We start from the raw sequence: 23,912 nt of genomic DNA, 5'->3' as shown, positions 1-23,912 counted from the left end.
GCCGCCGCCGGGACGCCGGCGCTCCGGCGGCGATCGGGGCGCGGGGCGCCGGGAGGCCCGGGGCGGTACGGCGACCGGCGGGCCACCAGCAACCGGCCTTCTGCGCCGCCGATGTGACGGTCCTTCGGCGTGACCGGGCCGACCGCCGAGTCTTGTCGCGGGGCGAGGATGTGTATGAAGATCGTGTCGGGTCACCATCAAGATCCATCCTGAGCCGGTCCCTCACCGGCACGCACACCACGGGGGTACAGATGACCACGGACGCACGACGGCCGGGCGACGGCCGGGCGGACGGCGGCGCGGAGCGCAGGCCGGGACGCCGCGCCCTGCTCGCGGGGCTCACCGGGGCGGGCGCCCTCGCGGGCAGCGTCGTCCTCGGCGGCGCCAGCGCCTCGGCGGCGACCACGGGCGCGGACACCTACGTGGTCGACGTCGTCGCCAAGGGGGCCGACCCGACGGGCCAGACGCCCAGCGACACCGCGTTCCGGGCCGCGGCGGCGGAGCTGCTCGGCTCCTTCCAGCAGGGCCCGATCTCGGGCGCCGTCCCGAAGAAGGTGCTGCTCGTCCCGCCGGGCAACTACCTGCTCACGCAGCCGGACTCGCTGCTGCCGGGGGAGGACGGCGTCGGCCACGGCGGCATCGTCGACGGCATCTCGATCACCGGCTACGGCAAGCGGCTCTCCCGCATCACGTACGCGCCGACGGCCCGGAACACCACGCTGTGGACCAACCGCCAGCGGTACAAGAACATCCGGATCAGCGGTCTGACCTTCGACAGCCAGGACGCCACCGCGACCTTCAACTACGCGTACTCCTCGGACGCCGGCGGCGTGCAGGACACCTGGTACACGGACGTCGAGTGGCGCGGCTCCTGGAAGGTCGGCATCGGCCTCGACGGGCCCGCCTCCACCTCGGACCTCAACAGCGAGATGGGCTGGGACCACTGCCAGATCGGCGGCTCCTACACGGACGCCTTCCTGGTGATCGGCATGACGCCGGCGGAGCCGCAGCAGGACCAGTTCCTGAACTACTGGTTCCGGGACTGCAAGGTCGAGTTCAAGTCCGGCTCCTTCGTGCGCAACGAGCGCGGCGGCTCGATGAACTTCGTCGGGGGCTCCTACATCCTCACCGACGCGGCCTCCACCGGGACGTTCTTCCAGCTCGGTTCGGCAGCGAGCGGCCGCGCCGACTCGACCATGCGCCTGTACGCGCAGGGCATCCGCTTCGAGCTGCGCGGCGCGGGCCACAAGGTCATCGACTCGGGCTGGTACAAGGGCTCGATCACCTTCGTCTCCTGCGACGACACCGCGCTCTCCTTCCAGGCCTGGGGGGCGAACGCGGTCACCCACCAGTACCGCTTCGACGCCGTCAACCCCTCCCGCGGTCCGATGGTGCGCTACCAGGACTGCGCGCTCATGGGCTCCCACCAGGTGACGGCCGCCACCGCCACCACGGCGGGCAAGCTGCTCTACGACGGCTGCCGCTTCAGCAGCGTGACGGCGGGAACCGGCGCCGCCGGCTTCCTCCGCTGGCCGGGCACCGCACCCTGGTACGAGTTCCGCGACTGCCTGACCAAGAGCGGCAGGCTCGCCGACGCCAAGGTGTCCTGACGGGCGGTGGCGGGGTGCCCTGACACCCCGACGACGACGGCCGCGTCTGCCCGGCCGGGCGGGTGCGGCCGTCGTCGTACGTCCGGACACCGCCTGCCGGGTGCCCTCAGGGGGCCAGGGTGGCCAGGGTCGCCAGCCGGGGCGCCCGGGTGCTCACGGCGCAGGCGGTCGCGCCGGTACCGCGGCCGTCGGCGTCCTGCCCGCCGTCCTGCCAGTCCAGCAGGTACAGGTCCGTGAACCGGCTGTGCAGGGGCAGCTCGCCGGGGGTGTCCAGCGGCAGGGCGGAGAGGTCCAGTCCGCCGAGGGTGTCCAGCGTGGTCCGGCCGATCTTGACCATGGCCTCCTTGCGGACCCACTGCCGCAGGAAGGCCCGGCCCGGCTCCGGGTGCGCCTGGACGAGCCGCATCTCGGCCTCGGTGAGCACTCGTTCGAAGACCTCGACCGGCGTCCCCGTCCTGGTCGGCAGCTCCACGTCGACGCCGACGGGGTGGTACCCGGCGGCCACGGCGACCACGCCGCGGGTGTGCGAGAGGCTGACGTGGAGGTCCGGGTGGCCGGGCAGGTAGGGCTTCCCGTGGGTGGGATCGCCGCAGTCGGGGCACTTCTGGGCCAGCGTCAGACCGCTCGCGTCCACGCCGAGCACCCGCGCGGCGCAGATCCGGACGAGGACGTGCGCCGCGACGTAGTCGAGCCGTCCGGAGGCCTGGTGGAACCGGGCGGCGCGCTGCTGCTCGGCGGGGCCGAGCAGGTGCTCGCCCGCCTCGGGGTGCCGCATGACCTCGGTGCTCGCCGCGACCGCCACCAGGGGGCCCGCCGGTTCGTACGAAGCGTTGTCCATCGTTGTCGCCCTCTCCGATCGCCGTGCCCAACCTATGAGCCGGGAGCCTGATCGGACAACCCGCCGACGGGAGACCAACCGTATGATCCCGGGGCAAAAGGGACGGCGTGGTGACCATGAACCGGACGGCTCGCGGGCTTGGATGGGACACATCATCAGATGAGTGACGGGTGATGGGGGGCAACCCGCTCCGACGTGCGTAAGGGGCAGTCAATGAATCTTGGTGTCGGCACCACGGGGCCGGTCGAGCCGCCCCCTCCGGCGACCGGTCCGCCGCCCGCCCGCAACCGCCGGGTGGTCAGGGCGGCCCTCGTCGCCGGGCTGACGCTGGCTCCGCTGACCGCGCTGCTGAGCATCGGCAGTGCCGCCCCCCTGGCCCCTCCGCTCGGGCCCTGCAGCGGGCCGGACTGCCCGGCCGTCTTCCCCTCGCCGCCGAACAACGGCAGTTTCCCCGGGCGGGACGCCACCATCAACATCTTCACCGGGGGCTACTTCCGGGCCTCCGAGCGCGCGGCCGAGGCCGAGGGCAAGATCGTCACGCTCGGCAACTTCACCATCGACAAGAACGGCGGCGGCAGCTTCAACGCGGGCGTCGTCGGCGTCGGCTCGCGGGTGCCCCCGCCGGACGGGACCGACCACGTGACGGTGGGCGGCAACGTCGACGTCAGGACCACGAACACGCTCCTGCTCGGCGGGACCCAGGTCGGCGGGCCCGACGCCTACGGCAACCTCAGGTACGCCGGCACCCTCTCCGGGACCGTCACCCTCACCGCGCCCGGCCAGGCCGTCCAGGACGCCCACGCCGTCGACCAGTACCGGTCCGTGCTGACCCAGATCGAGAACGCCTCGGCCTGCACCGGTCAGGCGACCGCGACCGGTACGGTCGCCCTCACCAGTTTCAGCGCCACCTTCACCGGCGACGGAACCAGCGCGCGGCAGGTCTTCAACGTCGCCGGGGACCTCGCGAGCCCGACGGGCGGCCAGATCGGCCTGGTGTTCGCCGGCATCCCGGCCGGCGCCACCGTGATCGTCAACATGCTGTCGGCCAATCCGGTGATCAACACGTACACGGGTACCGGCTTCCCCGGGGACCAGACCACCGAACTGCGGCCCAAGCTGCTGTACAACTTCCCGACCGCCACCACCGCGCTGCTCACCGGTGGGGCCCAGTTCCAGGGCAGCATCATGGCGGGCAACCCGGCCGGCACCACCACCATCGAGATGCCCGGCATCAACGGCCGGGTCTACCTGGCCGGCAACCTGGAGCAGCGCGGCTCGGGCGGGTACGAGCTGCACGCCTACCCGTTCGACGGGGACCTTCCGGAGTGCACGTCGCCTTCGCCGAGCCCGAGTCCGAGCCCGAGCCCGAGCCCGTCGCCGTCGCCGAGTCCGAGCCCGAGCCCGTCGCCGTCGCCGAGTCCGAGCCCGAGTCCGAGCCCGTCGCCGTCGCCGAGCCCGTCACCCAGCCCGAGCCCGAGTCCGAGCCCGTCACCGTCCCCGAGCCCGAGTCCGAGCCCGTCGCCGTCGCCGAGCCCGAAGCCGAGTCCGACGCACTCGTACAGCCCGAAGCCCAGCCCCACCCACTCGTACAGTCCGAAGCCTTCGCCCAGTCCGAGTCCGTCGGTGAGCCCGAGCCCGAGCCCGAGCCCGAGTCCGTCGCCGAGCCCGAAGCCGAGTCCGACGCACTCGTACAGCCCGAAGCCCAGCCCCACCCACTCGTACAGTCCGAAGCCTTCGCCCAGTCCGAGTCCGTCGGTGAGCCCGAGCCCGAGCCCGAGCCCGAGTCCGTCGCCGAGCCCGAAGCCGAGTCCGACGCACTCGTACAGCCCGAAGCCCAGCCCCACCCACTCCTACAGTCCCAAGCCTTCGCCCTCGCAGAGCGCGAGTCCGACCCACAGCCCGAGCGTCGTGCCTTCGCCGAGTACTCCCGGCGGCCCGCCGACCCACGGGCACGGTGGCGGATCCCCGAGCGGTCCGTCGCTGCCGTCCACCGGCAGCAGCGTCAGCCCCGTCCTGATGGGGTTCGCGAGTGCGGTGCTGCTGGCGGGTGGTGGTCTGGTCGTGATGGTGGTCCGTCGTCGCGGACGCCACAGCTGACCCGCCCCCGGCAGGGCCTTCGCTGAAAAGCCCGGTGCCCCGGTGTCCTTGGACACCGGGGCACCGTCGTCGCCTCGGACACGCCCGGGGGCGTGGCGGCGGGGCGGCCCGCCCGGGTGCGATCAGCGCTCGGCGAAGAACCGCTCGACCGAGCCACGCCCGGCGGTGAAGGAGTCGAGCGGCTCGCCGACGATCCGGCCGGCGAGATCGGTGGCGAGGGTGCCGACGTTCTCCCGGAGCGCCACGGCGGCGAGCGCCTGGTCCACGGTGAAGCGGGCGCGGGCGGCGCGGACGAGCTCCTCGCGTTCGCGCTGGCCCTCCTCGCGGGCGGCCGCGACCAGGGCGGCGCCCTCCTCGGCCGCGGCCTGGCGGATCCGGGCGGCCTCGTGGTGGGCCGCGGCGAGTTCCTGCCGGTAGGCGGCGAGCGTGCGCAGGGCTTCGGCCTGTGCCTCCGCGGCCCGTTCGGCCCCGCCTTCGATGGCGTCCCGCCGTGCGGCGAGGGTGCGTTCGAGGCCGGGCAGGACGATCCGGCCGAGTATGCCGAAGATCAGGAAGAAGCAGAGCAGTCCGACGAGGAGTTGCGCGGGGTCAGGCTCCAGAGGTCCCATGCGCACCATCGTACGAAATGATGATCCGTCATATAAGGGCCCCTGTCGGTGGCGGTGGCCTAGGTCACCGCGCCGCGCCGGTTGAAGCGCTCCTCGCGCCACTCGCCGGACTCCAGCACCTCGGCCAACTGCTGTGCCGCGTCCCAGACCTGCGTGTACGAGACGTACAGCGGCGTGAACCCGAAGCGCATCAGGTCGGGGGCCCGGAAGTCGCCGATCACCCCGCGCTCGATCAGCGCCTGCACCACCGGGTACCCGTCCCGGTGCCGCAGCGCGACCTGGCTGCCCCGGCGGTCGTGCTCGCGCGGCGTCACCACCTCGATGCCGTCCAGCGGTTCGACCAGCGAGATGAACAGGTCGGTCAGGGCCAGGCTCTTGGCCCGGACGGCCCGCAGGTCGGCCCGCTCCCAGACGTCGAGTCCGGCGCCCAGCGCGGCCTGCCCCAGCAGGGAGGGCGAGCTGGTCAGGAAGCGTCCGATGCCGCCGGTCGGCGCGTACGCCGGCTCGAAGGCGAACGGGCGGGCGTGTCCGAACCAGCCGCTCAGCGGCTGCTCGGCGGCGCTCTGGTGGCGCTCGGCGACGTACAGGAAGGCGGGGGAGCCCGGGCCGCCGTTCAGGTACTTGTAGGTGCAGCCGACCGCGAAGTCGGCTCCGCAGGCGTCCAGTTCGACCGGCAGCGCGCCCACCGAGTGGCAGACGTCCCAGATCATCAGGGCGCCGGCCGCCCGGACCTGGGCCGTGATGGCCGCCATGTCCAGCAACTCGCCGGTGCGGTAGTCGACATGGGAGAGGACGACGGCCGCGACGTCGCCGTCCAGGTGCCGCTCCAGCTCCTCGGCGCCGGTCGAGGGCAGCAGGACGCTGCGAGCGCCCCCGGCCAGAGAGGTCACGCCCTCGGCGATGTAGAGGTCGGTGGGGAAGGCCGCGCCGTCGCCGAGCACCGTGTGCCGGCCGGGCCGCAGCCGCAGGGCCGCCGCGAGCACCTTGAAGAGGTTCACCGAGGTGGTGTCGCAGACCACCACCTGGCCGGCGGCCGCCCCGACCAGCGGCGCGATCCGGCCGCCCAGGCGGTACGGCTGCTCGAACCAGCCGGCGTCGTTCCAGCTGCGGATGAGCTCGCGGCCCCACTCCTCCTCGACCACCTCGCGGACCCGCTCCGCGGTCCGCACCGGCAGCGCGCCGAGCGAGTTGCCGTCCAGGTAGACGCCCTTCTCGGGCAGGGTGAAGTCGGCGCGGAACCCCGCCAGCGGGTCCGCCGCGTCCAGGGCCTCGCACTGCGCCCGGGTGGTGCCGGGCCGGCCGCCGGAGAGCCGGGTGTCGTCGGGTCCGATGCTCACAGTTCGTTCCTCACGGTCCACAGTTCGGGGAAGACGTCCTGCTCGGCGGAGCGCTTCAGCCAGGTCAGGCCGCTGGACCCGCCGGTGCCGGGCTTGTCGCCCATCGAGCGCTTGACCGCCGAGTAGTGCTTCTGCCGCCAGCGGGTGACCCGCTCGGCCGCGTCGAGCAGTGCCTCGCCGAGGCCCGCCAGGTCGGCGTACGCGGGCTCGGTGTACACCCGGTGCCAGGCCTCCTGCACCTGCGGCAGCGGCTGGTAGCGCTGGGCCGAGGGCTCGTGGGGGACGGCCAGGCCGCGCCGCGCGAGCAACGCCAGCACGTCGTCGTACAGGCTCGGGGCCCGCAGCGCGCCGGCCAGCTCCTGGTGCGTGGCGGGCACCTCCTCGTACATCCGCAGCAGGTGCTCGCTCTTGTTGCCGAGCAGGAACTCCAGGCGCAGGAAGGCGGAGGACTGGAAGCCCGAGGCCTCGCCGAGCACCTCGCGGAAGGAGCCGAACTCCCGCGGGGTCATGGTGGCGAGCAGGTCCCAGGAGTTCACCAGCACGTCCTGCACGTGGGTGCCGCGCCGCAGCGCCGCCAGGGCGGCCGGCACCTCGTCCTCGCGCAGGGCCTGCTGGGCCAGCGTCCACTCGTGCCGGAGCAGGTCGAAGAGCAGTTCCATCACCTGGGTGGTGATGATGAAGGAGAGCTCGGCCGGCACCTTGCTGCGCGGGTGCTGCAGGCTGTGCAGCTCCTCCAGCCGGACGTACCGCGCGTACGGCGTCCCGCTGCCGGGCTCCTCCTCCCGTCCGAACGACAGGTTGGGTGTGCTCACCGCGTCGTGCCCCATGTTTCCGGTCCTTCCTGACAGCCCGCCCTGCGCCGGGTCTTTCCGCGCCTCCGGTCCGTCCCGGCCGGGCGGACCTATTGTGCGGCCGGCCCTGCCCGCTCTTGAATGGGCTCCGGACACCGGATCGGCGGTCGGGCCTTGCGATCGCATGGTCTTTCGACCTTTCGGCTTCAGGAACGCAAACCGTCCCTTCCGTCCCGTCCGACACACCGGTGGCACCCCGGCCACCACGACCAGCAGGGAGCCATCATGGACACCGTCGACCGCCGGCTGCTCGCCGAACTGCAGGCCGACGCCCGGCTCTCCTACAACGAGCTGTCCCGCCGGGTCAGCCTCTCCCCGCCGGCCGTCGCCGAGCGTGTCCGCCGGCTGGAGGCCGACGGCGTGATCAGCGGGTACCACGCCCACGTCGACCTCGCGAAGGCCGGCCTGCCGGTCACCGCGCTGGTCCAGATCCAGTGCTACGGGCCGCGCTGCCTGCTCCGCGACCCCGAGGTGGCCGACTGGCCCGAGGTGCTGCAACTGCACCGGGTGACCGGCGGCGCCTGCTGCGCCCTGCTGGTCGCGGTGCCCGCGATGGCGCAGTTCGAGGCGCTGATCGACCGGCTGGCGGGGTACGGGCAACCCGCCAGCTCGATGATCCTCTCCAGTCCCGTCCCCTGGCGGCCCGTGGTTGCCCCCTGAGGGCCGCCGGGTAGGTTGACCGGCATGCCGACGAACCGTCATGTCCTGCTGCTGCCAGGGAGTCTGCGCACCGGCTCCTCCAACGAGATCGTGCTGCGCACCGCCGCCGACCTGGCCCCCGAGGGGGTCACCACCACGCTGTACGAAGGGCTGGCCGGGCTGCCGCACTTCAACCCGGACGACGACGCCGACCCGCTGCCGGCCCCGGTCGCCGAGCTGCGCGCGGCCGTCGCGGCCGCCGACGCGATCCTGGTCTGCACCCCCGAGTACGCGGGCACCCTGCCGGGATCCTTCAAGAACCTGCTGGACTGGACCGTCGGCGGCGTCGAGATCTCCGACAAGCCGACGGCCTGGATCAACGCGGCCAACCCCGGCCGCGGCCTCGGCGCCGAGGCCACCCTGCGCCTGGTGCTGGGCTACACGGGCGCGGCCGTGCTGGAGGAGGCCTGCGCCGCCGTACCGGTGGACCGCGCGGTGGTCGGCCCGGACGGTGTGATCACCGACCCCGGGGCCCGCGCGGAGATCGCCCGGGTGCTGGCGCTGCTCACGGCCGGCTGATCCTCCCGCGGGCGGCCGCCGGAGCGGCGCTCCGCCCGTCGCCGGCCGCCGGGGTGTCCGCGCCCCGGCGGACCGGGCCCGCCCGGGCGCCCGCCCGCTCAATGGCCCACGGCCATGTGCACGCCCAGCTCGGCCAGCCCGTTCAGGAACAGCTCCACGCCGACCGCGGCGAGCAGCAGTCCGAGCAGCCGGGAGAGCAGTTCCAGCGAGGTCCGCCGGCTTCGCTGCAGCAGCGGGGCCAGCAGCAGTACGCAGACGCAGTTGATCGCCACCACCGCGAGGTAGGCCACGGCCACGGTGGTGTGCCAGCCCCAGGTGTCCTTGCTGAGCGACCCGATCAGGACGCCCGTCATGGCCAGCGGGCTGGCGATGTAGGGCAGCAGCAACGCGCGGATGCCGTCCACCATCGGGTTCGCCAGGTGCTCGTCGTCCGAGTCGCCGCCGCCCAGGTGGATGCCGAGGACCAGCGCCACCGCGTAGATGAAGAAGATCGTCCCGCCGGCCAGCTGCAGCGACTGGTCGCTGACGTGGAACAGCGTGGTGACGAAGTCCGCGATGTACGCCATCACCCCGCCGACGACGGCGGCGACCAGCGAGCTCCACAGAGCCAGCCGGCGCAGGTAGCCGGTGCTGCGGCCGGTCCCCAGCTGGGCGAAGGACAGCAGGACCTTGGGCGGCCCGACCACCGCGAAGAACGCGATGAAGGCACTGCTGAGATCGAAGACGTACATGGCCCCAGCCTTACCGCAGCCGGGCTCCCGCGCAGCAGAGGCTCAGCGGAGCAGCACGGTGACGCCGCCCGCGCGCAGGGTGTCGAGCACCGCCTCGAAGTAGCTCAGCTCGTGCCCGCCGATCACCGCAGGACCGGTCAGCCGCCGGCGGGCCGCCGCCGCGTCGTGCCAGACCAGGGTGAACGGCGGCTCCGCGCCGAAACCCCCGCGCAGGCAGTCGGCGAGCGCGTCCAGGTTGCTGCCGTAGTAGCCGCCGGGGCCGTTGACGGCCTCGCCGAGGGCGGCGTAGCAGCTCGCCCGGTCGGTGATCCGGGAGCCGTCCAGGTGGTGCTCGGGCGGTGGTTGCGCCGTCTCGTTCCCTGTCATCCCGGTCCCCGTCCTCGGCCGCTCCCGGCGGGTCCGGGTCGCACCACGATCTTCGCCCGGATGGCGGCGCCGGGTCGAACCGGGCCGACCTTTGGGCTGGGATGGGCAGCAGGATCATCAGCCGTACGAACAGAGGCCCGACATGACCTGTCTCAATCGCAAGGATCTCGGTCTGCTCGCCCTGCGCGGCGCGGTGGGCGGGGTGCTCATCGCGCACGGCACGCAGAAGCTGTTCGGCTGGTTCGGCGGCGGGGGGCTGGAGGGCACCACGCAGGCCATGGAGCACATGGGCTTCCATCCCGGGCGGCGGAGCGCGATCGCCGCGGGCCTGGGTGAGGCGGGCGGCGGGGCGATGCTGGTGGCCGGGCTGGCCACCCCGGCGGCCGGGGCGATCGTGGCGGGCACCATGGCGGGCGCGATCTCGGTGCACGCCCCGGCCGGGTTCTTCAGCACGGCCGGGGGTTACGAGTACCCCGCCCTGCTCGGCGCCGCCGGCCTGTCGCTGGGGCTGTCGGGGGCGGGCCGGTACTCGCTGGACCACGCGCTCGGGCACCGGGTGGACCGCCCCTGGATCGGCGTCGTCGCCTTCGTGGCCAGCGCCCTCGGGGCCTGCTCGGTGGTGTCCCGCCGCCGGCACGTGATGCGGCTGCGCGAGGAGCGGGCCGCGATGGACGCGGGCGAGGAGGGCGCCGGGCTCTCCTGAGTCCGGCCGCGGCCGGCGGGGGCGGCCCGCGCACCGCCGCGGACACCCGCGCACCGCCGTGGCACCGCGAACGACCGGCCCGGGAGCCCCGGGTCGCGGGGGACCAGGCCCGGGAGGACCCGGGAGAGAAGAGGACATCATGGAGCGTCAGCAGCCCCGCCCGACCCGTCAGGACACCTCCGCTCCCACCGTCCGGCGCCCTCGCGCCGCGCTGGCCGGTGCGGCGGCCGCCCTGGCCGCGATGGCGCTCGGCACGGCCGCCCTCGCCGGCTGCTCCTCGGACAGCACACCGAGCGGGGCGGCGTCGGCGGTGGCCTCGGCGGCGCAGTCGGCGCTCTCCGCGGCCGCCTCGGCGGCCCAGTCCGCGCTGGCCTCCGGCGCTTCGGCGGCGCAGTCGGCGCTGGCCTCGGGAGCCTCCGAGTTCGCCTCGGCGGCCGCCTCGGCGGAGGCCGCCGCCTCCTCGGCGCTCGCGGGTGTGAAGGGCGGTCTGGAGGCCCAGGGTGATGTGACCGCCGGCGACGTCACCACCGACTCGCAGGGGCGGGCCCAGGTGCAGCTCACGGTGAAGAACGGGCAGTCGCAGTCCTACCGCTACAGCGTCCAGGTCAACTTCACCGACCAGTCCGGCAACGTGCTGGACGCCACGGTCGTCAGCGTCCCCGAGGTGGCGGCGGGCCAGAGCGCGCAGGCCACCGCCGTCAGCAACCGGGACCTCTCGGGCGACGTCAAGGCCGTGGTCGCCCGGGCGGTGCGGTACTGACCCGGGGACGGGTCCGGACGTCAACGCGCGGATCGCGGGTCGCCCCAAGAGGTGGATGTCGTGCCGGCGGGCGTGGGTAGGCTGGCTGTGACGGCGAGGATCTCGCATATGGGAGCAACCATGACTGCCGTGCCTGACTGGCTCATCCCGCCGGAGGGCGGGTTCACCGCCGACGACCTCGACAGGATGCCCGGCCTCCCGCCGCACACGGAGTTGATCGACGGGAGCCTCGTCTTCATGAGCCCGCAGAAGTACTTTCATTCGCTGGCCATGTATCTGCTGGAGCAGGGCCTCCGAGCGACGGCCCCGCCCGAGTTGCGGGTGGTGCGGGAGATGAGCGTGGTGCTGGGCCGCCGGGACCGGCCCGAGCCGGACCTCTCGGTCGTGCGGGCCGACGCCGTGACCGAGGAGGCGGAGGAGACGGGGTTCCCCGCGTCCGCCGTGGTGCTCGCCGTCGAGGTGGTGTCGCCGGACTCCGTGGAGCGGGACCGGGACACCAAGCCGCGCAAGTACGCGCAGGCCGGCATTCCGCACTTCTGGCGGGTGGAGAAGGCCGAGGGGCGCCGGCCGGTGGTCTACGTCTACGAACTTGACCCGGCCACGGACACGTACGCCGTCAACGGGATCCACCACGACCGGCTGAAGGTCGGGGTGCCGTTCCCGGTCGACATCGACCTGACAGAGATCGATCGTCTCTAAGGTTCCCAGGGTTTACCCGCAGGTCAGATGTGGTGAGGGGAATCGGGCAACCTTAAGGGCGGCTCAAGGGCCAACCGGGCCTCTTGACGCGTGAGTTGGTCTAGTCCATTTTAATCCCCAGGTGCAGGGAGCCCCTGAGCCGGCGTCGGAGGTCCAGACCTCTGGCGCCGGTTCGGCGCACCCCGGCGTCCGTCAAGGCATGCCCCAGCTCGATTCCCTTCTGTCATGTCCCTGGTCGCGCGGCCCCACCCCGTGCGAACCGTGCCAGGGCTGTGGCGGAGCCCCCACAACCCTGGAGTCACGCACCCATGCTTCGCTCTGTTCCCACGGCCCAGGAGCCGGTTCGCAGGCGGCGGCCGAAGAGCCTGGTCGCGGTCGCGGCCGGCACCGCCGCGTCCCTGCTGCTCGGCGCGGGCCTCGCGCTCACCTCCGGCGGCACCGCCAGCGCGGCCGCCACCAACACCACCGGCGCCCCGGCGACCTCCGGCGGTATCAAGGTCGCCTACTTCGACCAGTGGTCGATCTACGGCAACGCGTACTACCCGAAGACGATTCAGGACACCGGCGTGGCCGGCAAGCTGGACTACCTGATCTACGACTTCGCCAACATCAACCCCACCACGCTCTCCTGTTTCCAGGCCACCAAGGCGGCCTCGCAGGACGAGAACAACCCCAGCGCGGGTGACGGTGCGGCGGACGCGTTCGCGGACTACCAGAAGTCCTTCGGTCCGGACATCTCGGTCGACGGCGTCGGCGACGCCTGGGGCCAGCCGATCGCGGGCAACTTCAACCAGCTGAAGAAGCTGAAGGCGAAGAACCCCAAGCTCAAGGTCCTCATCTCGCTCGGCGGGTGGACGTACTCCAAGTACTTCTCCGACGCGGCCGCCACGGACGCCTCGCGCAAGAAGCTGGTCTCGTCCTGCATCGACATGTTCATCAAGGGCAACCTGCCCGTCGACGCCGGCTACGGCGGCGCGGGCTCGGCCGCCGGCATCTTCGACGGCATCGACATCGACTGGGAGTACCCGGGCGGCGGCGGCCACCTCGGCAACCACGAGAGCCCGAACGACAAGCAGAACTTCACCCTGCTGCTGAAGGAGCTGCGCACCCAGCTCGACGCGCAGGGTGCGGCCGACGGCAAGACCTACGCCACGGCGGCGGCGGTCGGCGCCGGCCAGGACAAGATCAAGAACCTGGAGACCGACAAGATCGGTCAGTACCTCACCTTCCTCGACGTCATGACGTACGACATGCACGGCGGCTGGGAGGCGAAGGGCCCGACGAACCACCAGGCCCCGATCTACTCCGGTCCGAACGACCCGATGACCCCGGTCACCCCGGGCACCGGCAAGTACTCGATCGACAACGCCATCAAGGCCTTCACGGTCGGTGACGCGCAGTACGGCATCCCCGGCGGCTTCCCCGCCAAGAAGATCAACATGGGCGTGCCGTTCTACTACCGCGGCTGGACCGGCGTGCCGAACAACGGCAAGAACGGCCTCTTCCAGACCGCCACCGGCCCGGCGGCCGGCGCGGCGATGTCCGGCAGCGTCCCCGGCATCCAGATGTACAAGGAGCTCGCGGGCTTCGTCGACAACCCGTCGAAGACCTACTGGGACGACACGGCCAAGGCCGCGTACTTCTACGACGGCACCACCTTCTGGTCCGGCGAGAACGCCCAGTCCATCCAGGCCAAGGTCGACTACGCGCACTGCAACGGCCTCGGCGGCTCCTTCGCCTTCTCCCTGTACGACATGGGCACCCAGACCGCGCTGTTCGACAAGATGGCCTCGGCCACCGACGGCTCCGCCGCGAACTGCCCGGCCGGCCCGACCACCTCGGCCTCGCCGACCGCCACGGCCTCCCCGACCGTGACCCCGTCGACCACCGCGTCGCCGACCGCCACCGCCACCGCGACCTCCTCCCCGACGGCGACGGTCTCCCCGACCGCCACCGCCACCTCGGGTGCCTGCACCGCCCCGAGCTGGAGCGCCTCGGCCGTCTACGCGACCCCGACCAAGGTCTCCTGGAAGGGCCACTACTACACCAACAAGTGGTGGACCACGAACGAGGACCCGAGCCTCAGTGGCCAGTGGGGCGTCTGGACCGACAACGGCGCCTGCTGACGACACGTAGCTGAGTGAAGGGCGCTTGACGGAGCCCGCACCACGATGAATCCCCCTCGGACGGGCCACCCCGGACGTCCGCGAATCCGGCCCGCTGGGACTTCTCCCGGCGGGCCGGAGGGCTGTCCGGCCCCGGCCCGGCAGTGATGCACGACGGACGGCCTGCCACATGACAGGCCGTCCGTCGCGTTATAGGGGCATGGAGCAGACAACGGGCAAGGGCACGGCGTCGCGGGAGCCACTGGAGTTCCCCGCCTTCGTCGCGGCGCGGGGGCGGCACCTGCTCAGGACGGCGTTCCTGCTGACCGGCGGTGACGCGCACCTCGCCGAGGACCTCGTGCAGGAGGCGCTCGGGCGGGTGTACGGGAAGTGGCGCAGGATCTCACGCATGGAGAACCCGGCCGGGTACGCGCAGACCGTCCTGGCCAACACCTTCCTGTCGTACCGGCGGCGGCGCAGCAGCACGGAGCGGGCGACCGACAGCATCCCCGAGGCCGGCGTCAGCGACCCGGACCCGGCGCTGCGGCTGACCCTGCTGCGGGCGCTGGGCGAACTCGCCGCGGTGGACCGGGCGGTGCTGGTGCTGCGGTTCCGGGAGGACCGCAGCGTGGAGGAGACGGCCGCCGCGCTGCACCTCAGCCCCACCGCCGTCCGCTCCCGCAGCAGCCGGGCACCGGCGCGGATGCGGGCGCGGCTCGGCGAGGAATCGGCAGCCGTCCTGTGCCTGGCGCTCCTGACCCGTCCGTCCGCCCGCCGCACGTGAACGGCCCGCCCAGGCCGGGGCGGGCCGTTCACGTGCGGAAGGTCAGTCCAGGTCGTCCGTGCGGCCGAGGGCGTCCGGCTGGCTCTCCTCGATCCGGCGCAGCATCCGCCCGAGCATGCCGGAGAGCACCGCGCGCTCCTCGCCGACCACGTCCTGGAGGAGCTCCTCCTCGAAGACGGCGGCCATCCGCATCGACTCCAGCCACTTGTCGCGGCCGTTCTCGGTCAGCTCGATGATCACCCGGACCCGGTTGCTCTCGTCCCGCTCCCGGGTGACCAGGTCCTCGGCGACCATCCGGTCGATCCGGTGGGTCATCGCGGCGGGGGTGAGGCCGAGCCGCTTGGCCAGGTCGCCGGGGCCGAGCCGGTACGGGCTGCCGGCGATCACCAGGGCCTTGAGCACCTCCCAGTCGGCGGAGGTGATTCCGAGCACAGTCAGCTGCCGGGTGTAGGCCACGTTCATCCGCCGGGTGACCCGGGAGAGGGTCTGCACGATGGTCTCGACCTGAGGGTCCACGAGCGGGAACTCCCGCTGGTAGACGGCCACCTGCTCGGAGATCCCCAGCTCGCCGGCGGCGGGCGGCTCGGGCTTGCGTGCGCTCATGGGGACCAGTGTCGCACGTGCGGGGTGCACTGTTTAAGCCTTTGACACGAGAGACTTCCGGTCCTTAGAGTTTAGCTCTGAAATCTTGCGCAGTTAAGCGTATCCAGCGAAAGTCCAGCCGGAGAGGTCCGGAGCGGGCTCCAGGGAAAGGGTGTGCACGGTGACCGGCACGGTGAAGCAGCAGAGGCAGCGGCGTCAAGGGGCGGGCGGCCCGCTGCGCCGCGTCCAGATCGGCAACGCGCTCAGCGCGTTCGGCAGCGGATTCACGATGCCGTACATGTTCGTCTACGTGGACCAGGTGCGCGGCCTCGGCTCGCTCGCCGCCGGGATGGTGTTCACCGTCTTCGCGCTGGCCGCGCTCGCCGTGCTGCCGCTCACCGGGCGGGGCATCGACCGCTACGGCCCGCGTCCGGTGCTGCTGGTCGGCGCCGCCGTCGCGGCCATCGGCGCCTTCGCCTTCGGGCGGGCCACCGGCACCCCCGAGCTGATCCTCTTCTCGTTCCTGTTCGGGGCCGGCTTCACCACCTGCCAGCCCGCGCTCGCCACCATGATCGTGCGCAGCTCCACCAGGGCCACCCGCTCGCACGCCTTCGCGCTCCAGTTCACCCTGGTCAACCTGGGCATGGGCATCGGCGCGCTGATCGGCGGGCAGATCGTGGACGTCGCCGTCCCGGGCAGCCTCACCACCCTGTTCACCATCGAGGCGGCCGCGCTGCTGGCGATGGGCCTGGTCGCCGGCAGCGCCCGGATCCCGGCCGCCGAGCCCGCGCCGGTGGGCGGGCGGTCCGGCCCGAGCGGGCTGCGCGCGCTGGTCGCCGACAAGGCGATGCTGCGGCTCTGCGTGCTCGCCGCGCTGATCTTCTTCACCTGCTACGGCCAGTTCGAGTCCGGCGTCGCGGCCTTCGCCACCGACACCGTCGGCGTGGCGCCCTCGACCCTGGGCCTGGCCATCGGCGCCAACGCGCTGACCATCGTGGTGCTGCAGATGTTCGTCGTACGGATCACCGCCCGCCGCCGGCGGACCACCGCGATGGCCGCCGCCGGCCTGGTCTGGCTCGGCGCCTGGACGATGGCCCTGGTGGCCGGACTGGTCCGGGCCGAGGCTCTGGCCGCGACGGTCTCGATCGTCTCGATCTACGCGCTGTTCGGCGTCGGGGAGTCGCTGCTGGCGCCCACCCTGGGCCCGATCGTCGCCGATCTGGCACCCGCGCGGCTGCTCGGCACCTACAACGCCGGCTACGCCCTGGTGAAGCAGATCGCCGTCGCGGTCGGTCCGGCCGTCGGCGTCCTGCTGGTCGGTTCCGGCACCTGGCCGCTGTACCTGGCCGCGATGGCCCTCTGCACCCTGCTGATCGTCGTCATGGCCCTGCGGCTGCGCGGTCACCTGACCCCGGCTCAGGACAACGCCCGTCAGGCGGCGCCGCACTTCGCCGACGTCCGGGAGCTGCAGACCGCGGCCTGACCGCCGGGGCGGGCCCGCGGTGCCCCGGGCGCGTCCCGGGGCACCGCGGCGCGTTCCCGGGGTTCGCGGACGATCGCCGCCCGCAGGCCCGACACGCTTGGTTTCGCGCCGGGAGCCACATAGTGTCAGTCGCTGTTGGCACGGGGCCGGGAGTGCCCTGGGCCGAGCAGGCGAGTGAGCGAATCGGCGAGGCAATGACACAAGCGGTAGTCACGCACACCCCGGCACCGGCAGCCCCCGCGGGCCCCGAACCGGCCCGGCGGGGGCTGGTGTCCTGGGCCGTCGCCCGGTCCGGCTGGCTGGGGCCGATCGCGGTGGCCCTGTTCGCCGGACTGCTCAGGTTCTGGCGGCTGGGCTACCCCAACGCCTTCGTCTTCGACGAGACCTACTACCCGAAGGACGCCTGGTCCCTGCTCCGGCAGGGGTACGAGGGCGTCTGGCCGGACAGCGCCAACGCCGACGTCCTCGGCGTCCCGCAGCGCATCCCGCTGACCCCCGCACCGGAGTTCATCGCCCATCCGCCGCTCGGCAAGTGGGTGATCGCGCTCGGCGAGCAGCTGTTCGGCCTGCACCCGTTCGGCTGGCGTTTCATGACCGCGCTGCTCGGCACCCTCACCGTGCTGATGCTGGCCCGGATCGGGCGCCGGCTGTTCGGCTCCACCCTGATCGGCTGCACCGCCGCCCTGCTGATGTCCGTCGACGGCCTGCAGTTCGTGATGAGCCGGGTCAGCCTGCTCGACGGCGTCCAGATGGCCTTCGTCCTCGGCGCCTTCGGCTGCCTGCTGGTCGACCGCGACCACGCCCGGGCCCGACTCGCCCCGGGGCCGGACGGCGGCCGGCCGGACGGCGACCGCGCCAGGCTGGGCCTGCGGCCCTGGCGGATCGCCGCCGGGGTGCTGCTCGGCGCCGCCTGCGCCACCAAGTGGAACGGCCTGACGATCCTGGCCGCCTTCGGCCTGCTGACCGTCCTGTGGGACGCCTCCCGCCGCCGCTGGGCCGGCGCCCGCCACCCGTACCGCTCGATGCTGCGCCGCGACGCCGGCCCGGCCCTGCTCGCCACGGTGGGCTCGGCCGCGGTGGTCTACCTGGCGTCCTGGAGCGGCTGGTTCGCCACCGACGGCGGCTACAACCGGCACTGGGCGGACGGCCGGGCCGGGCTCTCCACCGAGAAGCTGTTCGGCGTGTCGCTGCCGCAGGTGGACATGACCTGGGTGCCTGCCGCGCTGCGCGGCTGGTGGCACTACCACTCGCAGATGTGGGACTTCAACACCGGCCTGAGCACCCCGCACACCTACCAGTCCAACCCGTGGAGCTGGCTGGTCCAGGGCCGTCCGGTCTCGATGTACTGGGAGCAACTGCCGCAGGGCCAGAAGGGCTGCACGGCGGCCGGCGGCTGCGCCAGCCAGATCCTCGGCCTCGGTACCCCCGTGCTCTGGTGGGCGGCCTGCTTCGCGCTGGTCTACCTGCTCTGGCGCTGGTTCTTCCGCCGGGACTGGCGCTCGGGCGCGGTGCTCTGCGCCGTCGCCGGCATCTATCTGCCGTGGTTCCGCTACCAGGAGCGGACGATCTTCTCGTTCTACATGGTGGTGCTGGTGCCCTTCCTGTGCCTGGCGGTGGCCCAGATGCTCGGCGCGATGCTCGGCCCGCCCGGCTGCTCGCCCGAACGCCGCCGGATCGGCGCCGCCGGGGCCGGGGTGATCGTGCTCGCCGTGATGGCCTGCTTCGCGTACTTCTACCCCCTGTACACGGCGGAGGTGTTCCCGATGACGGACTGGCAGGACCGGATGTGGTTCACCAGCTGGATCTGACCGGTGACGCCCCCGGCCGGCCGGGCCCTCGCCGCCGGCGGTCAGCTGCTGCCCGTCACCCCGGCGCTGGGGGTGGGGATCGCCGTGCTGCTCGCGGCCGCCGTCGCGGTGGCCGGCCGGGGGCTGCTCGGGTACGGGCACGCGGTGCTGCGGGCCGGCGGGCGGGCGGTGCTGCAGCTCGCGCTCGTCGCGCTGGTCATCGCCTGGGTGGTCGGCTCGCTCTGGACGTCCGCGCTGTTCGTGCTGCTGATGTTCGCCGTCGCCGTCCGGACGGCGGGCCGGCGGATCACCGACGGGCCCGCCTGGGTCTGGGCCGCCGTGCCGGTCGGCGTCGCGGTGCTGCCCGTCCTGACGCTGCTGCTGGCCACCGGGCTGCTCCCGGCCCGGGGGCTGGCGGTGATCCCGGTGGCGGGCATCCTGATCGGCGGCGCGCTGACCGCCACCTCGCTGGCCGGCCGCCGCGCCCTGGACGAGCTGCGCCAGCGGCACGGCGAGGTGGAGGCCGCGCTGGCGCTGGGGCTGGAGGAGCGGGACGCCCGGCTGGAGATCTGCCGGACCGCCGCCGCGACCTCGCTCGTCCCGGTGCTGGACCAGACCCGTACGGTCGGGCTGGTCACCCTGCCCGGCGCCTTGGTCGGGATGCTGCTCGGCGGTGCCTCTCCCGTGCAGGCCGGCGCGGTGCAGCTGTTCGTGCTGGTCGCCCTGCTGCTGGTGGAGTCGGTGGCGATCGTGGCCGTGCTGGAACTGGTCGGCCGGGGGCTGGTGGCCGCCGGGCCCCCGGGGACGGTCGGGTAGACTCGGTGACGTTGAAGGGGAGTAGCCCTCCACCGGACCGTCGACATACTGGCTCCTCACGGGGCCCGGCGCCCGGGGTACCCGGCAGGTCCGGGTGCCGGCGAGACCTTCGGCCGCAGTGCTGTGCCTACCAACCAGCGCTGTCGGGCCGAGGCGTCCCCTGACGGAGCTGCTGAGGCCGGACAGCCCGATCTAGGGAATCCTGACCTCGTGAGTCTGACCGTTCTCGCCATCACCTTCGGCATCGTCTTCCTCGCCGAACTGCCGGACAAGACGGCCCTGGCCAGTCTTGTGCTCGGCACCCGTTACCGCGCGAGTTACGTCTTCGCCGGCGTCGCGGCCGCGATGGCCGTCATGGTGGGCCTGGCGCTGGTCGCCGGCCAGCTGCTCGCCCTGCTGCCGCAGCGCTGGGTGGAGGGCGTCACCGGCCTGCTGTTCCTGGCCGGCGCCGCGATGCTGCTCTTCCACCACGGCGGGGAGGAGGAGGGCCACGCCGCGAAGGAGCCGTCCTCGAACAGTTTCTGGAAGGTCGCCGGGGCCAGCTTCGCGGTGGTCGCGGTGGCCGAGTTCGGTGACCTCACCCAGATCATGACCGCCAACCTGGCCGCCAAGTACGACGACCCGCTGGCCGTGGGCCTGGGCGCCTGGCTGGCGCTCTGCGCCGTCGGCGGGATCGCCATCGCGGGCGGGCAGAAGCTGCTGCAGTACGTGCCGATGAAGGTGATCGTCCGGGTGGCGGCCGGCGTGATGCTGCTGATGGGCGGGTTCAGCCTGTTCAAGGCCGTGACCGGCTGATCAGGGCCGTGCGGGTCTTGCCCCTCAGGGCCGTGAGGGGCTGATCGGGGCACCGGCGGGCTCCGGCGGGGCGGGTCCGGCCGGTGGGCCGGAGCCGCTCAGCAGTCGGGCGGTGCGGTCTCCAGGGCGGCCCTGGTCCTCGGGCCGTACTTGCCCGACTCGCTCTTGAGGGAGGGCTTGTGGTTCTCCTGGAACGCCTTCAGGACGAACTCGGTCCACCAGTCGAAGGTGCCGGATATCAGCGACTTGTCGACCGTCCCGCAGCTCTCGGTGACCAGCAGCTGCTGCATCACCTTGACGTCGTCGCCCTTCATGTCCCGCTCCAGGATCCGGACGGTCGGGGACGGGCTCGGGGACGGGCTGGGCGTGCCGGCGGGCGTCGTCGGGGCCGGTGCGGCCGGCGCCGGCGGCGCGGCCTCGGTGGTCGGGGCCGCCGTGGTGGACGCCTTGCCGCTCGGCTTCGCGGGGCGGCTGGGGGAGGGCGCGGCCGTGGTGGACTCGGCGGGCGCGGCGCTGGGGCTCGGGAGCCCGGTGCTGGGCAGGTCGGTGGGCGCCGTCAGGGTCGGCGTGAGGACGGCGGTAGGGGAGGGCAGCGCCTTCCGGTCCGGGCTCCCCGAGGGCGACGCCAGGAAGGCGGCCCCCACGCCGAGGACCACCACGCCGGCGCCCGCGGCCAGGATCGCCCCGCGGCGCCGGGCGAGCGGGCTCTGCTGCTCCCGCCGTCGGCCGGCCCGGCCGCCGCCGGGAGCGTCCTGCGGGACGGTGGGGGTGTTGTCGAACGCGAAGAGGCCCAACTCGTCCGGCGCGGGTCCGGGCTGCGGGGGCACCTGCCCGTACGGCGGCGAGGCCGGCGCCTGGGGCATCAGCGTGGTCCGGTAGCCGGCGCCGGGCCGGCCGCCGAAGTCGTCGTAGCCGGTGGCCGGCGGGGCCCCGGTGGGGCCGAACGCGTCGTACCCGGGGGCCGTCCCGGCCTCCGCACCGACCTGCCCGACGGCCCGCGGCACGTAGGGGCGGACCAGCGGCGGCCCCTCGATGTGCGGCAGCACCGCCGTGTCGGAGAGGTCCGAGGAGCATCCGCAGCCGCCGGCGGTCCGTACGGCGCCGCACGCGGGGCAGTGCTGGTCCGGCATCGGCCGGTCCTCCTCGGTCTGGGTTGGTGAGCGCGCCCGATCGGTTCAGGAGGCGAACGCGCCCGATTATGCATGACGTTCCCGAAGGGGGGACAGGGGCGATCGGCCGTCAACGAGGCTCTTGTGACGGTTGATGCCGATTGGACCCGATGAACAATCAGTGCGGCGACGCCTCGGGCCGCCGACCGGAGTCGTTACGGATGGCGCAATCAGATGCCTCATACCCAGGCAAATCTGACAATGTGGTCAGTTGGAACGACCATTCAGCGGTGCCCGGCCGGCCGGGGGCCCCAGCCACGAGGAGTCGCGCCATGGCCGACCCGGAAGCCGAGCCCGGCCGGACCCGGGCCACCCCGGCACCCGCGCCCCCCGGGACCACCGCGAAGAACCTCTGGCTCCCGATCGGCGCCCTGCTGCTGGCCCTGCTGATCGCCGCCCTCGACCAGACCATCGTCTCCACCGCGCTGCCCACCATCGTCAGCGACCTCGGCGGTCTCGAACACCTCTCCTGGGTCGTCACCGCCTACCTGCTCGCCTCCACCGCCGCCACCCCGCTCTGGGGCAAGCTCGGCGACATGTACGGCCGGAAGCGCTTCTTCCAGTCGTCCATCGTGATCTTCCTGATCGGCTCGGTGCTCTGCGGCCTGGCCCAGAACATGGGTCAGCTGATCGGCTTCCGCGCCCTGCAGGGCCTGGGCGGCGGCGGCCTGATGGTGCTCACCCAGGCCATCGTCGGGGACCTCGTCCCGCCCCGGGACCGCGGCAAGTACCAGGGCCTGTTCGGCGCCGTCTTCGGCGTCACCAGCGTGCTCGGGCCGCTGCTCGGCGGGGTCTTCGTCGACAACCTCAGCTGGCGCTGGGTGTTCTACATCAACGTCCCGATCGGGGCCGTCGCCCTGGTGGTGATCGCCGCCGTCCTGCACAGCACCGAGGTGAAGCGCCGCCACCGGATCGACTACCCCGGCACCTTCCTGATCGCCGCGGTCGCCACCTGTCTGGTCCTGATGACCTCGCTCGGCGGCACCACCTGGCCGTGGGGCTCCTGGCGGATCATCGGCCTGGGCGCGCTCGGCGCCGCCCTGCTCGTCGTCTTCATCGCCGTCGAGCGCCGGGCCGAGGAACCCGTCCTGCCGCTGCGGCTGTTCCGCATCCGCACCTTCAGCCTGGTCGCCGTCATCTCCTTCGTGGTCGGCTTCGCCATGTTCGGCGCGCTCACCTACCTGCCGACCTTCCTCCAGGTCGTGCAGGGCGTCTCACCCACCATGTCCGGCATCCACATGCTGCCGATGGTCCTCGGGATGCTGCTCACCTCCATCGGCTCCGGCCAGATCGTCTCCCGCACCGGGCACTACCGGATCTTCCCGATCATCGGCACCGCGCTCACCGCCGTCGGCCTGCTGCTGCTCTCGCTGCTCACCGAGAACAGCTCCACCACCCGGATGAGCTTCTGCTTCCTGGTCTTCGGCCTCGGGATCGGCCTGGTCATGCAGGTCCTGGTGCTCGCCGTGCAGAACGCCGTCGGCTACCAGGACCTGGGCGTCGCCACCGCCGGCGCGACCTTCTTCCGCTCCATCGGGGCCTCCTTCGGCGTCTCGGTCTTCGGCGCCGTGTTCGCGAGCGGCCTCAACCGCCGGCTGGCCGACGCACTGGCCGGGGTGCCGCTGCCGCCCGGCTTCAGCGCCGGCTCGATCAGCTCCGACCCGCAGGCCATCACCGAGCTGCCGGCCGCCGTCCAGAACGACATCCACCACGCGTACGCCGAGTCCATCACCCGGGTCTTCCTCTTCGCCGTCCCCGTCGTCCTGGTCGCCTTCGCGCTCTCCTTCCTGCTGCGCGAACAGCCGCTGCGCTCCACGGTGACCGCCCCCGACCTCGGCGAGTCGATCGGCGTCAACCCGGTGGAGCGCAGCTCCCTCGACGAGATCGCCCGCGCGCTCTCCTCGCTCGGCACCCGCGAGGCCCGCCGCGACCTCTTCCGCCGGATCACCGCCGCCGCCGGCCTGGACCTCCAACCGGCGGCCAGCTGGCTGATCCTGCAGATGCACCACCAGGACACCGTCGAGCCCGCCGAACTGGCGGAGCGCCGGGTCGTCCCGTTCGCGGTCGTCGAGGCGGCCGCACGGGAGGTGGAGAGCCGCAGGCTGGCCGTCCGGACCGGCGGCGGGCGGCGGCTGCGGCTGACCGAGGCCGGCGACGAGACCGCCCTGCGGCTGGTCGCCGCCCGGCGCGGCCAGCTGGCCGAGCTGCTCGGCGACTGGGACGAGAAGCAGTACGCCGACCTCGCCGGGCTCCTCACCCGCCTCAGCGACGGCCTCTGCGCCGACACCCGCGACCGGCCCGACCCGACGCCGGCCGAACATGTCCCGCACAACGAGGGGCGCACGCTCTGACGGTGGCGGGCCGGGCGGGCGCCCGTCAGGCACGAGGTCCGTCCCGGTCGCCGCCATGGCCCGGGTCCTCGCACATCGCCGTGCGCCCGTCACCGCCGGCGGGCGGCCGTGACCCGGCGGTGCGAGAGCGGTGAACATCGCCGGCCGCGGCACTAGGCTGACGCCCGGACGGGGGCGGCCGGACGTGAAGTGACGTCGGGTCAGAAGTGACGTGTGGTGCCA

The 23,912-nt window shown here is 72.9% G+C and carries 22 protein-coding genes; 14 read left to right on the top strand and 8 right to left on the bottom strand.

Going from position 1 to position 23,912, the window contains the following annotated elements; genetic code table 11:
• Window positions 1-251: 251 nt before the first annotated feature.
• Window positions 252-1,610: a hypothetical protein gene (locus J2S46_RS12975; RefSeq protein WP_229912464.1), complete on the top strand. Its 1,359-nt coding sequence runs from the start codon at window positions 252-254 to the stop codon at window positions 1,608-1,610.
• 106 nt (window positions 1,611-1,716) lie between these two features.
• Here J2S46_RS12975 and J2S46_RS12970 read toward each other — a convergent pair whose 3' ends face one another.
• Entirely contained in the window at window positions 1,717-2,448 is a 732-nt protein-coding gene (locus J2S46_RS12970; RefSeq protein WP_191289110.1) for a 4'-phosphopantetheinyl transferase family protein, read from the bottom strand.
• Window positions 2,449-2,661: 213 nt separating this feature from the next.
• Here J2S46_RS12970 and J2S46_RS12965 point away from each other — a divergent pair, with 213 nt between their 5' ends.
• Complete coding sequence (locus J2S46_RS12965) at window positions 2,662-4,545, top strand: choice-of-anchor A family protein (RefSeq protein WP_307349872.1); 1,884 nt, start codon at window positions 2,662-2,664, stop codon at window positions 4,543-4,545.
• A gap of 122 nt (window positions 4,546-4,667) precedes the next feature.
• On the opposite strand, the gene J2S46_RS12960 is transcribed toward J2S46_RS12965, so the two are convergent.
• The 3 genes from J2S46_RS12960 to J2S46_RS12950 are packed head-to-tail and all read right to left on the bottom strand — an operon-like array spanning window position 4,668 to window position 7,317.
• Window positions 4,668-5,153 carry a F0F1 ATP synthase subunit B gene (locus J2S46_RS12960; RefSeq protein ID WP_191289108.1) on the bottom strand — a complete coding sequence of 162 codons (486 nt, stop codon included), beginning with the start codon at window positions 5,151-5,153 and terminating at the stop codon, window positions 4,668-4,670.
• A 59-nt stretch (window positions 5,154-5,212) separates the two neighbouring features.
• A complete protein-coding gene (kynU, locus tag J2S46_RS12955) occupies window positions 5,213-6,490 on the bottom strand; it encodes a kynureninase (protein WP_229912462.1) in 1,278 nt (425 codons plus the stop codon).
• Entirely contained in the window at window positions 6,487-7,317 is an 831-nt protein-coding gene (locus J2S46_RS12950) for a tryptophan 2,3-dioxygenase (RefSeq protein ID WP_191289107.1), read from the bottom strand. Before J2S46_RS12950 ends, kynU begins: the two co-directional genes overlap by 4 nt.
• A gap of 249 nt (window positions 7,318-7,566) precedes the next feature.
• Between J2S46_RS12950 and J2S46_RS12945 the strand changes: the two genes are divergently transcribed.
• On the top strand, window positions 7,567-8,001 hold the full coding sequence (locus tag J2S46_RS12945) for an Lrp/AsnC family transcriptional regulator (protein WP_191289106.1): 435 nt from the start codon (window positions 7,567-7,569) through the stop codon (window positions 7,999-8,001).
• A 24-nt stretch (window positions 8,002-8,025) separates the two neighbouring features.
• Window positions 8,026-8,559, top strand: a complete 534-nt coding sequence (locus tag J2S46_RS12940; protein ID WP_191289105.1) for an NADPH-dependent FMN reductase — start codon at window positions 8,026-8,028, stop codon at window positions 8,557-8,559.
• A gap of 98 nt (window positions 8,560-8,657) precedes the next feature.
• On the opposite strand, the gene J2S46_RS12935 is transcribed toward J2S46_RS12940, so the two are convergent.
• Window positions 8,658-9,290, bottom strand: coding sequence for a MarC family protein (locus tag J2S46_RS12935; RefSeq protein ID WP_191289104.1), 633 nt, complete (start codon window positions 9,288-9,290; stop codon window positions 8,658-8,660).
• Window positions 9,291-9,332: 42 nt separating this feature from the next.
• A complete protein-coding gene (locus J2S46_RS12930; protein ID WP_191289103.1) occupies window positions 9,333-9,656 on the bottom strand; it encodes a barstar family protein in 324 nt (107 codons plus the stop codon).
• A 142-nt stretch (window positions 9,657-9,798) separates the two neighbouring features.
• On the opposite strand from J2S46_RS12930, the gene J2S46_RS12925 reads away from it, so the two are divergent.
• The 5 genes from J2S46_RS12925 to J2S46_RS12905 all read left to right on the top strand — a co-directional run bounded on the left by J2S46_RS12925 (window position 9,799) and on the right by J2S46_RS12905 (window position 14,707).
• A complete protein-coding gene (locus J2S46_RS12925) occupies window positions 9,799-10,359 on the top strand; it encodes a DoxX family protein (RefSeq protein ID WP_191289102.1) in 561 nt (186 codons plus the stop codon).
• A 139-nt stretch (window positions 10,360-10,498) separates the two neighbouring features.
• Window positions 10,499-11,119, top strand: coding sequence for an FxLYD domain-containing protein (locus J2S46_RS12920; protein ID WP_229912460.1), 621 nt, complete (start codon window positions 10,499-10,501; stop codon window positions 11,117-11,119).
• Between the two features lie 120 nt (window positions 11,120-11,239).
• Complete coding sequence (locus tag J2S46_RS12915; RefSeq protein ID WP_191289101.1) at window positions 11,240-11,818, top strand: Uma2 family endonuclease; 579 nt, start codon at window positions 11,240-11,242, stop codon at window positions 11,816-11,818.
• A 308-nt stretch (window positions 11,819-12,126) separates the two neighbouring features.
• Window positions 12,127-13,944 (top strand): glycosyl hydrolase family 18 protein, encoded by a 1,818-nt coding sequence (locus J2S46_RS12910; RefSeq protein WP_191289100.1) that lies wholly within the window; start codon window positions 12,127-12,129, stop codon window positions 13,942-13,944.
• Between the two features lie 199 nt (window positions 13,945-14,143).
• Window positions 14,144-14,707, top strand: a complete 564-nt coding sequence (locus J2S46_RS12905; protein ID WP_191289099.1) for a SigE family RNA polymerase sigma factor — start codon at window positions 14,144-14,146, stop codon at window positions 14,705-14,707.
• Window positions 14,708-14,749: 42 nt separating this feature from the next.
• On the opposite strand, the gene J2S46_RS12900 is transcribed toward J2S46_RS12905, so the two are convergent.
• Window positions 14,750-15,310: a MarR family winged helix-turn-helix transcriptional regulator gene (locus J2S46_RS12900; protein WP_190212184.1), complete on the bottom strand. Its 561-nt coding sequence runs from the start codon at window positions 15,308-15,310 to the stop codon at window positions 14,750-14,752.
• A gap of 172 nt (window positions 15,311-15,482) precedes the next feature.
• On the opposite strand from J2S46_RS12900, the gene J2S46_RS12895 reads away from it, so the two are divergent.
• From J2S46_RS12895 to J2S46_RS12880, 4 genes are all read left to right on the top strand, one after another.
• Window positions 15,483-16,772, top strand: a complete 1,290-nt coding sequence (locus J2S46_RS12895) for an MFS transporter (protein WP_191289098.1) — start codon at window positions 15,483-15,485, stop codon at window positions 16,770-16,772.
• A gap of 194 nt (window positions 16,773-16,966) precedes the next feature.
• A complete protein-coding gene (locus J2S46_RS12890; protein ID WP_191289097.1) occupies window positions 16,967-18,580 on the top strand; it encodes a dolichyl-phosphate-mannose--protein mannosyltransferase in 1,614 nt (537 codons plus the stop codon).
• Window positions 18,581-18,583: 3 nt separating this feature from the next.
• Window positions 18,584-19,375, top strand: coding sequence for an ABC transporter permease (locus J2S46_RS12885; protein ID WP_229912459.1), 792 nt, complete (start codon window positions 18,584-18,586; stop codon window positions 19,373-19,375).
• A gap of 210 nt (window positions 19,376-19,585) precedes the next feature.
• A complete protein-coding gene (locus tag J2S46_RS12880) occupies window positions 19,586-20,170 on the top strand; it encodes a TMEM165/GDT1 family protein (protein WP_229912457.1) in 585 nt (194 codons plus the stop codon).
• A 98-nt stretch (window positions 20,171-20,268) separates the two neighbouring features.
• On the opposite strand, the gene J2S46_RS12875 is transcribed toward J2S46_RS12880, so the two are convergent.
• Window positions 20,269-21,300 carry a peptidoglycan-binding domain-containing protein gene (locus tag J2S46_RS12875; protein ID WP_191289095.1) on the bottom strand — a complete coding sequence of 344 codons (1,032 nt, stop codon included), beginning with the start codon at window positions 21,298-21,300 and terminating at the stop codon, window positions 20,269-20,271.
• Window positions 21,301-21,611: 311 nt separating this feature from the next.
• On the opposite strand from J2S46_RS12875, the gene J2S46_RS12870 reads away from it, so the two are divergent.
• Window positions 21,612-23,690, top strand: coding sequence for an MFS transporter (locus J2S46_RS12870; RefSeq protein WP_191289094.1), 2,079 nt, complete (start codon window positions 21,612-21,614; stop codon window positions 23,688-23,690).
• Window positions 23,691-23,912 lie beyond the last annotated feature (222 nt).

Origin of the sequence: Kitasatospora herbaricolor (assembly GCF_030813695.1) — a bacterium.
GTDB lineage: Bacteria > Actinomycetota > Actinomycetes > Streptomycetales > Streptomycetaceae > Kitasatospora > Kitasatospora herbaricolor.
This window is presented reverse-complemented; position numbering and strand designations above follow the sequence as displayed.

Coding starts and splice junctions, on each gene's coding strand:
- J2S46_RS12925 (WP_191289102.1), top strand. CDS start 9,799: ATGACCTGTCTCAATCGCAAGGATCTCGGTCTGCTCGCCCTGCGCGGC.
- J2S46_RS12970 (WP_191289110.1), bottom strand. CDS start 2,448: ATGGACAACGCTTCGTACGAACCGGCGGGCCCCCTGGTGGCGGTCGCG.
- J2S46_RS12960 (WP_191289108.1), bottom strand. CDS start 5,153: ATGGGACCTCTGGAGCCTGACCCCGCGCAACTCCTCGTCGGACTGCTC.
- J2S46_RS12900 (WP_190212184.1), bottom strand. CDS start 15,310: ATGAGCGCACGCAAGCCCGAGCCGCCCGCCGCCGGCGAGCTGGGGATC.
- J2S46_RS12965 (WP_307349872.1), top strand. CDS start 2,662: ATGAATCTTGGTGTCGGCACCACGGGGCCGGTCGAGCCGCCCCCTCCG.
- J2S46_RS12890 (WP_191289097.1), top strand. CDS start 16,967: ATGACACAAGCGGTAGTCACGCACACCCCGGCACCGGCAGCCCCCGCG.
- J2S46_RS12875 (WP_191289095.1), bottom strand. CDS start 21,300: ATGCCGGACCAGCACTGCCCCGCGTGCGGCGCCGTACGGACCGCCGGC.
- J2S46_RS12910 (WP_191289100.1), top strand. CDS start 12,127: ATGCTTCGCTCTGTTCCCACGGCCCAGGAGCCGGTTCGCAGGCGGCGG.
- J2S46_RS12870 (WP_191289094.1), top strand. CDS start 21,612: ATGGCCGACCCGGAAGCCGAGCCCGGCCGGACCCGGGCCACCCCGGCA.
- J2S46_RS12940 (WP_191289105.1), top strand. CDS start 8,026: ATGCCGACGAACCGTCATGTCCTGCTGCTGCCAGGGAGTCTGCGCACC.
- J2S46_RS12915 (WP_191289101.1), top strand. CDS start 11,240: ATGACTGCCGTGCCTGACTGGCTCATCCCGCCGGAGGGCGGGTTCACC.
- J2S46_RS12975 (WP_229912464.1), top strand. CDS start 252: ATGACCACGGACGCACGACGGCCGGGCGACGGCCGGGCGGACGGCGGC.
- J2S46_RS12945 (WP_191289106.1), top strand. CDS start 7,567: ATGGACACCGTCGACCGCCGGCTGCTCGCCGAACTGCAGGCCGACGCC.
- J2S46_RS12920 (WP_229912460.1), top strand. CDS start 10,499: ATGGAGCGTCAGCAGCCCCGCCCGACCCGTCAGGACACCTCCGCTCCC.
- J2S46_RS12935 (WP_191289104.1), bottom strand. CDS start 9,290: ATGTACGTCTTCGATCTCAGCAGTGCCTTCATCGCGTTCTTCGCGGTG.
- J2S46_RS12930 (WP_191289103.1), bottom strand. CDS start 9,656: ATGACAGGGAACGAGACGGCGCAACCACCGCCCGAGCACCACCTGGAC.
- J2S46_RS12905 (WP_191289099.1), top strand. CDS start 14,144: ATGGAGCAGACAACGGGCAAGGGCACGGCGTCGCGGGAGCCACTGGAG.
- J2S46_RS12950 (WP_191289107.1), bottom strand. CDS start 7,317: ATGGGGCACGACGCGGTGAGCACACCCAACCTGTCGTTCGGACGGGAG.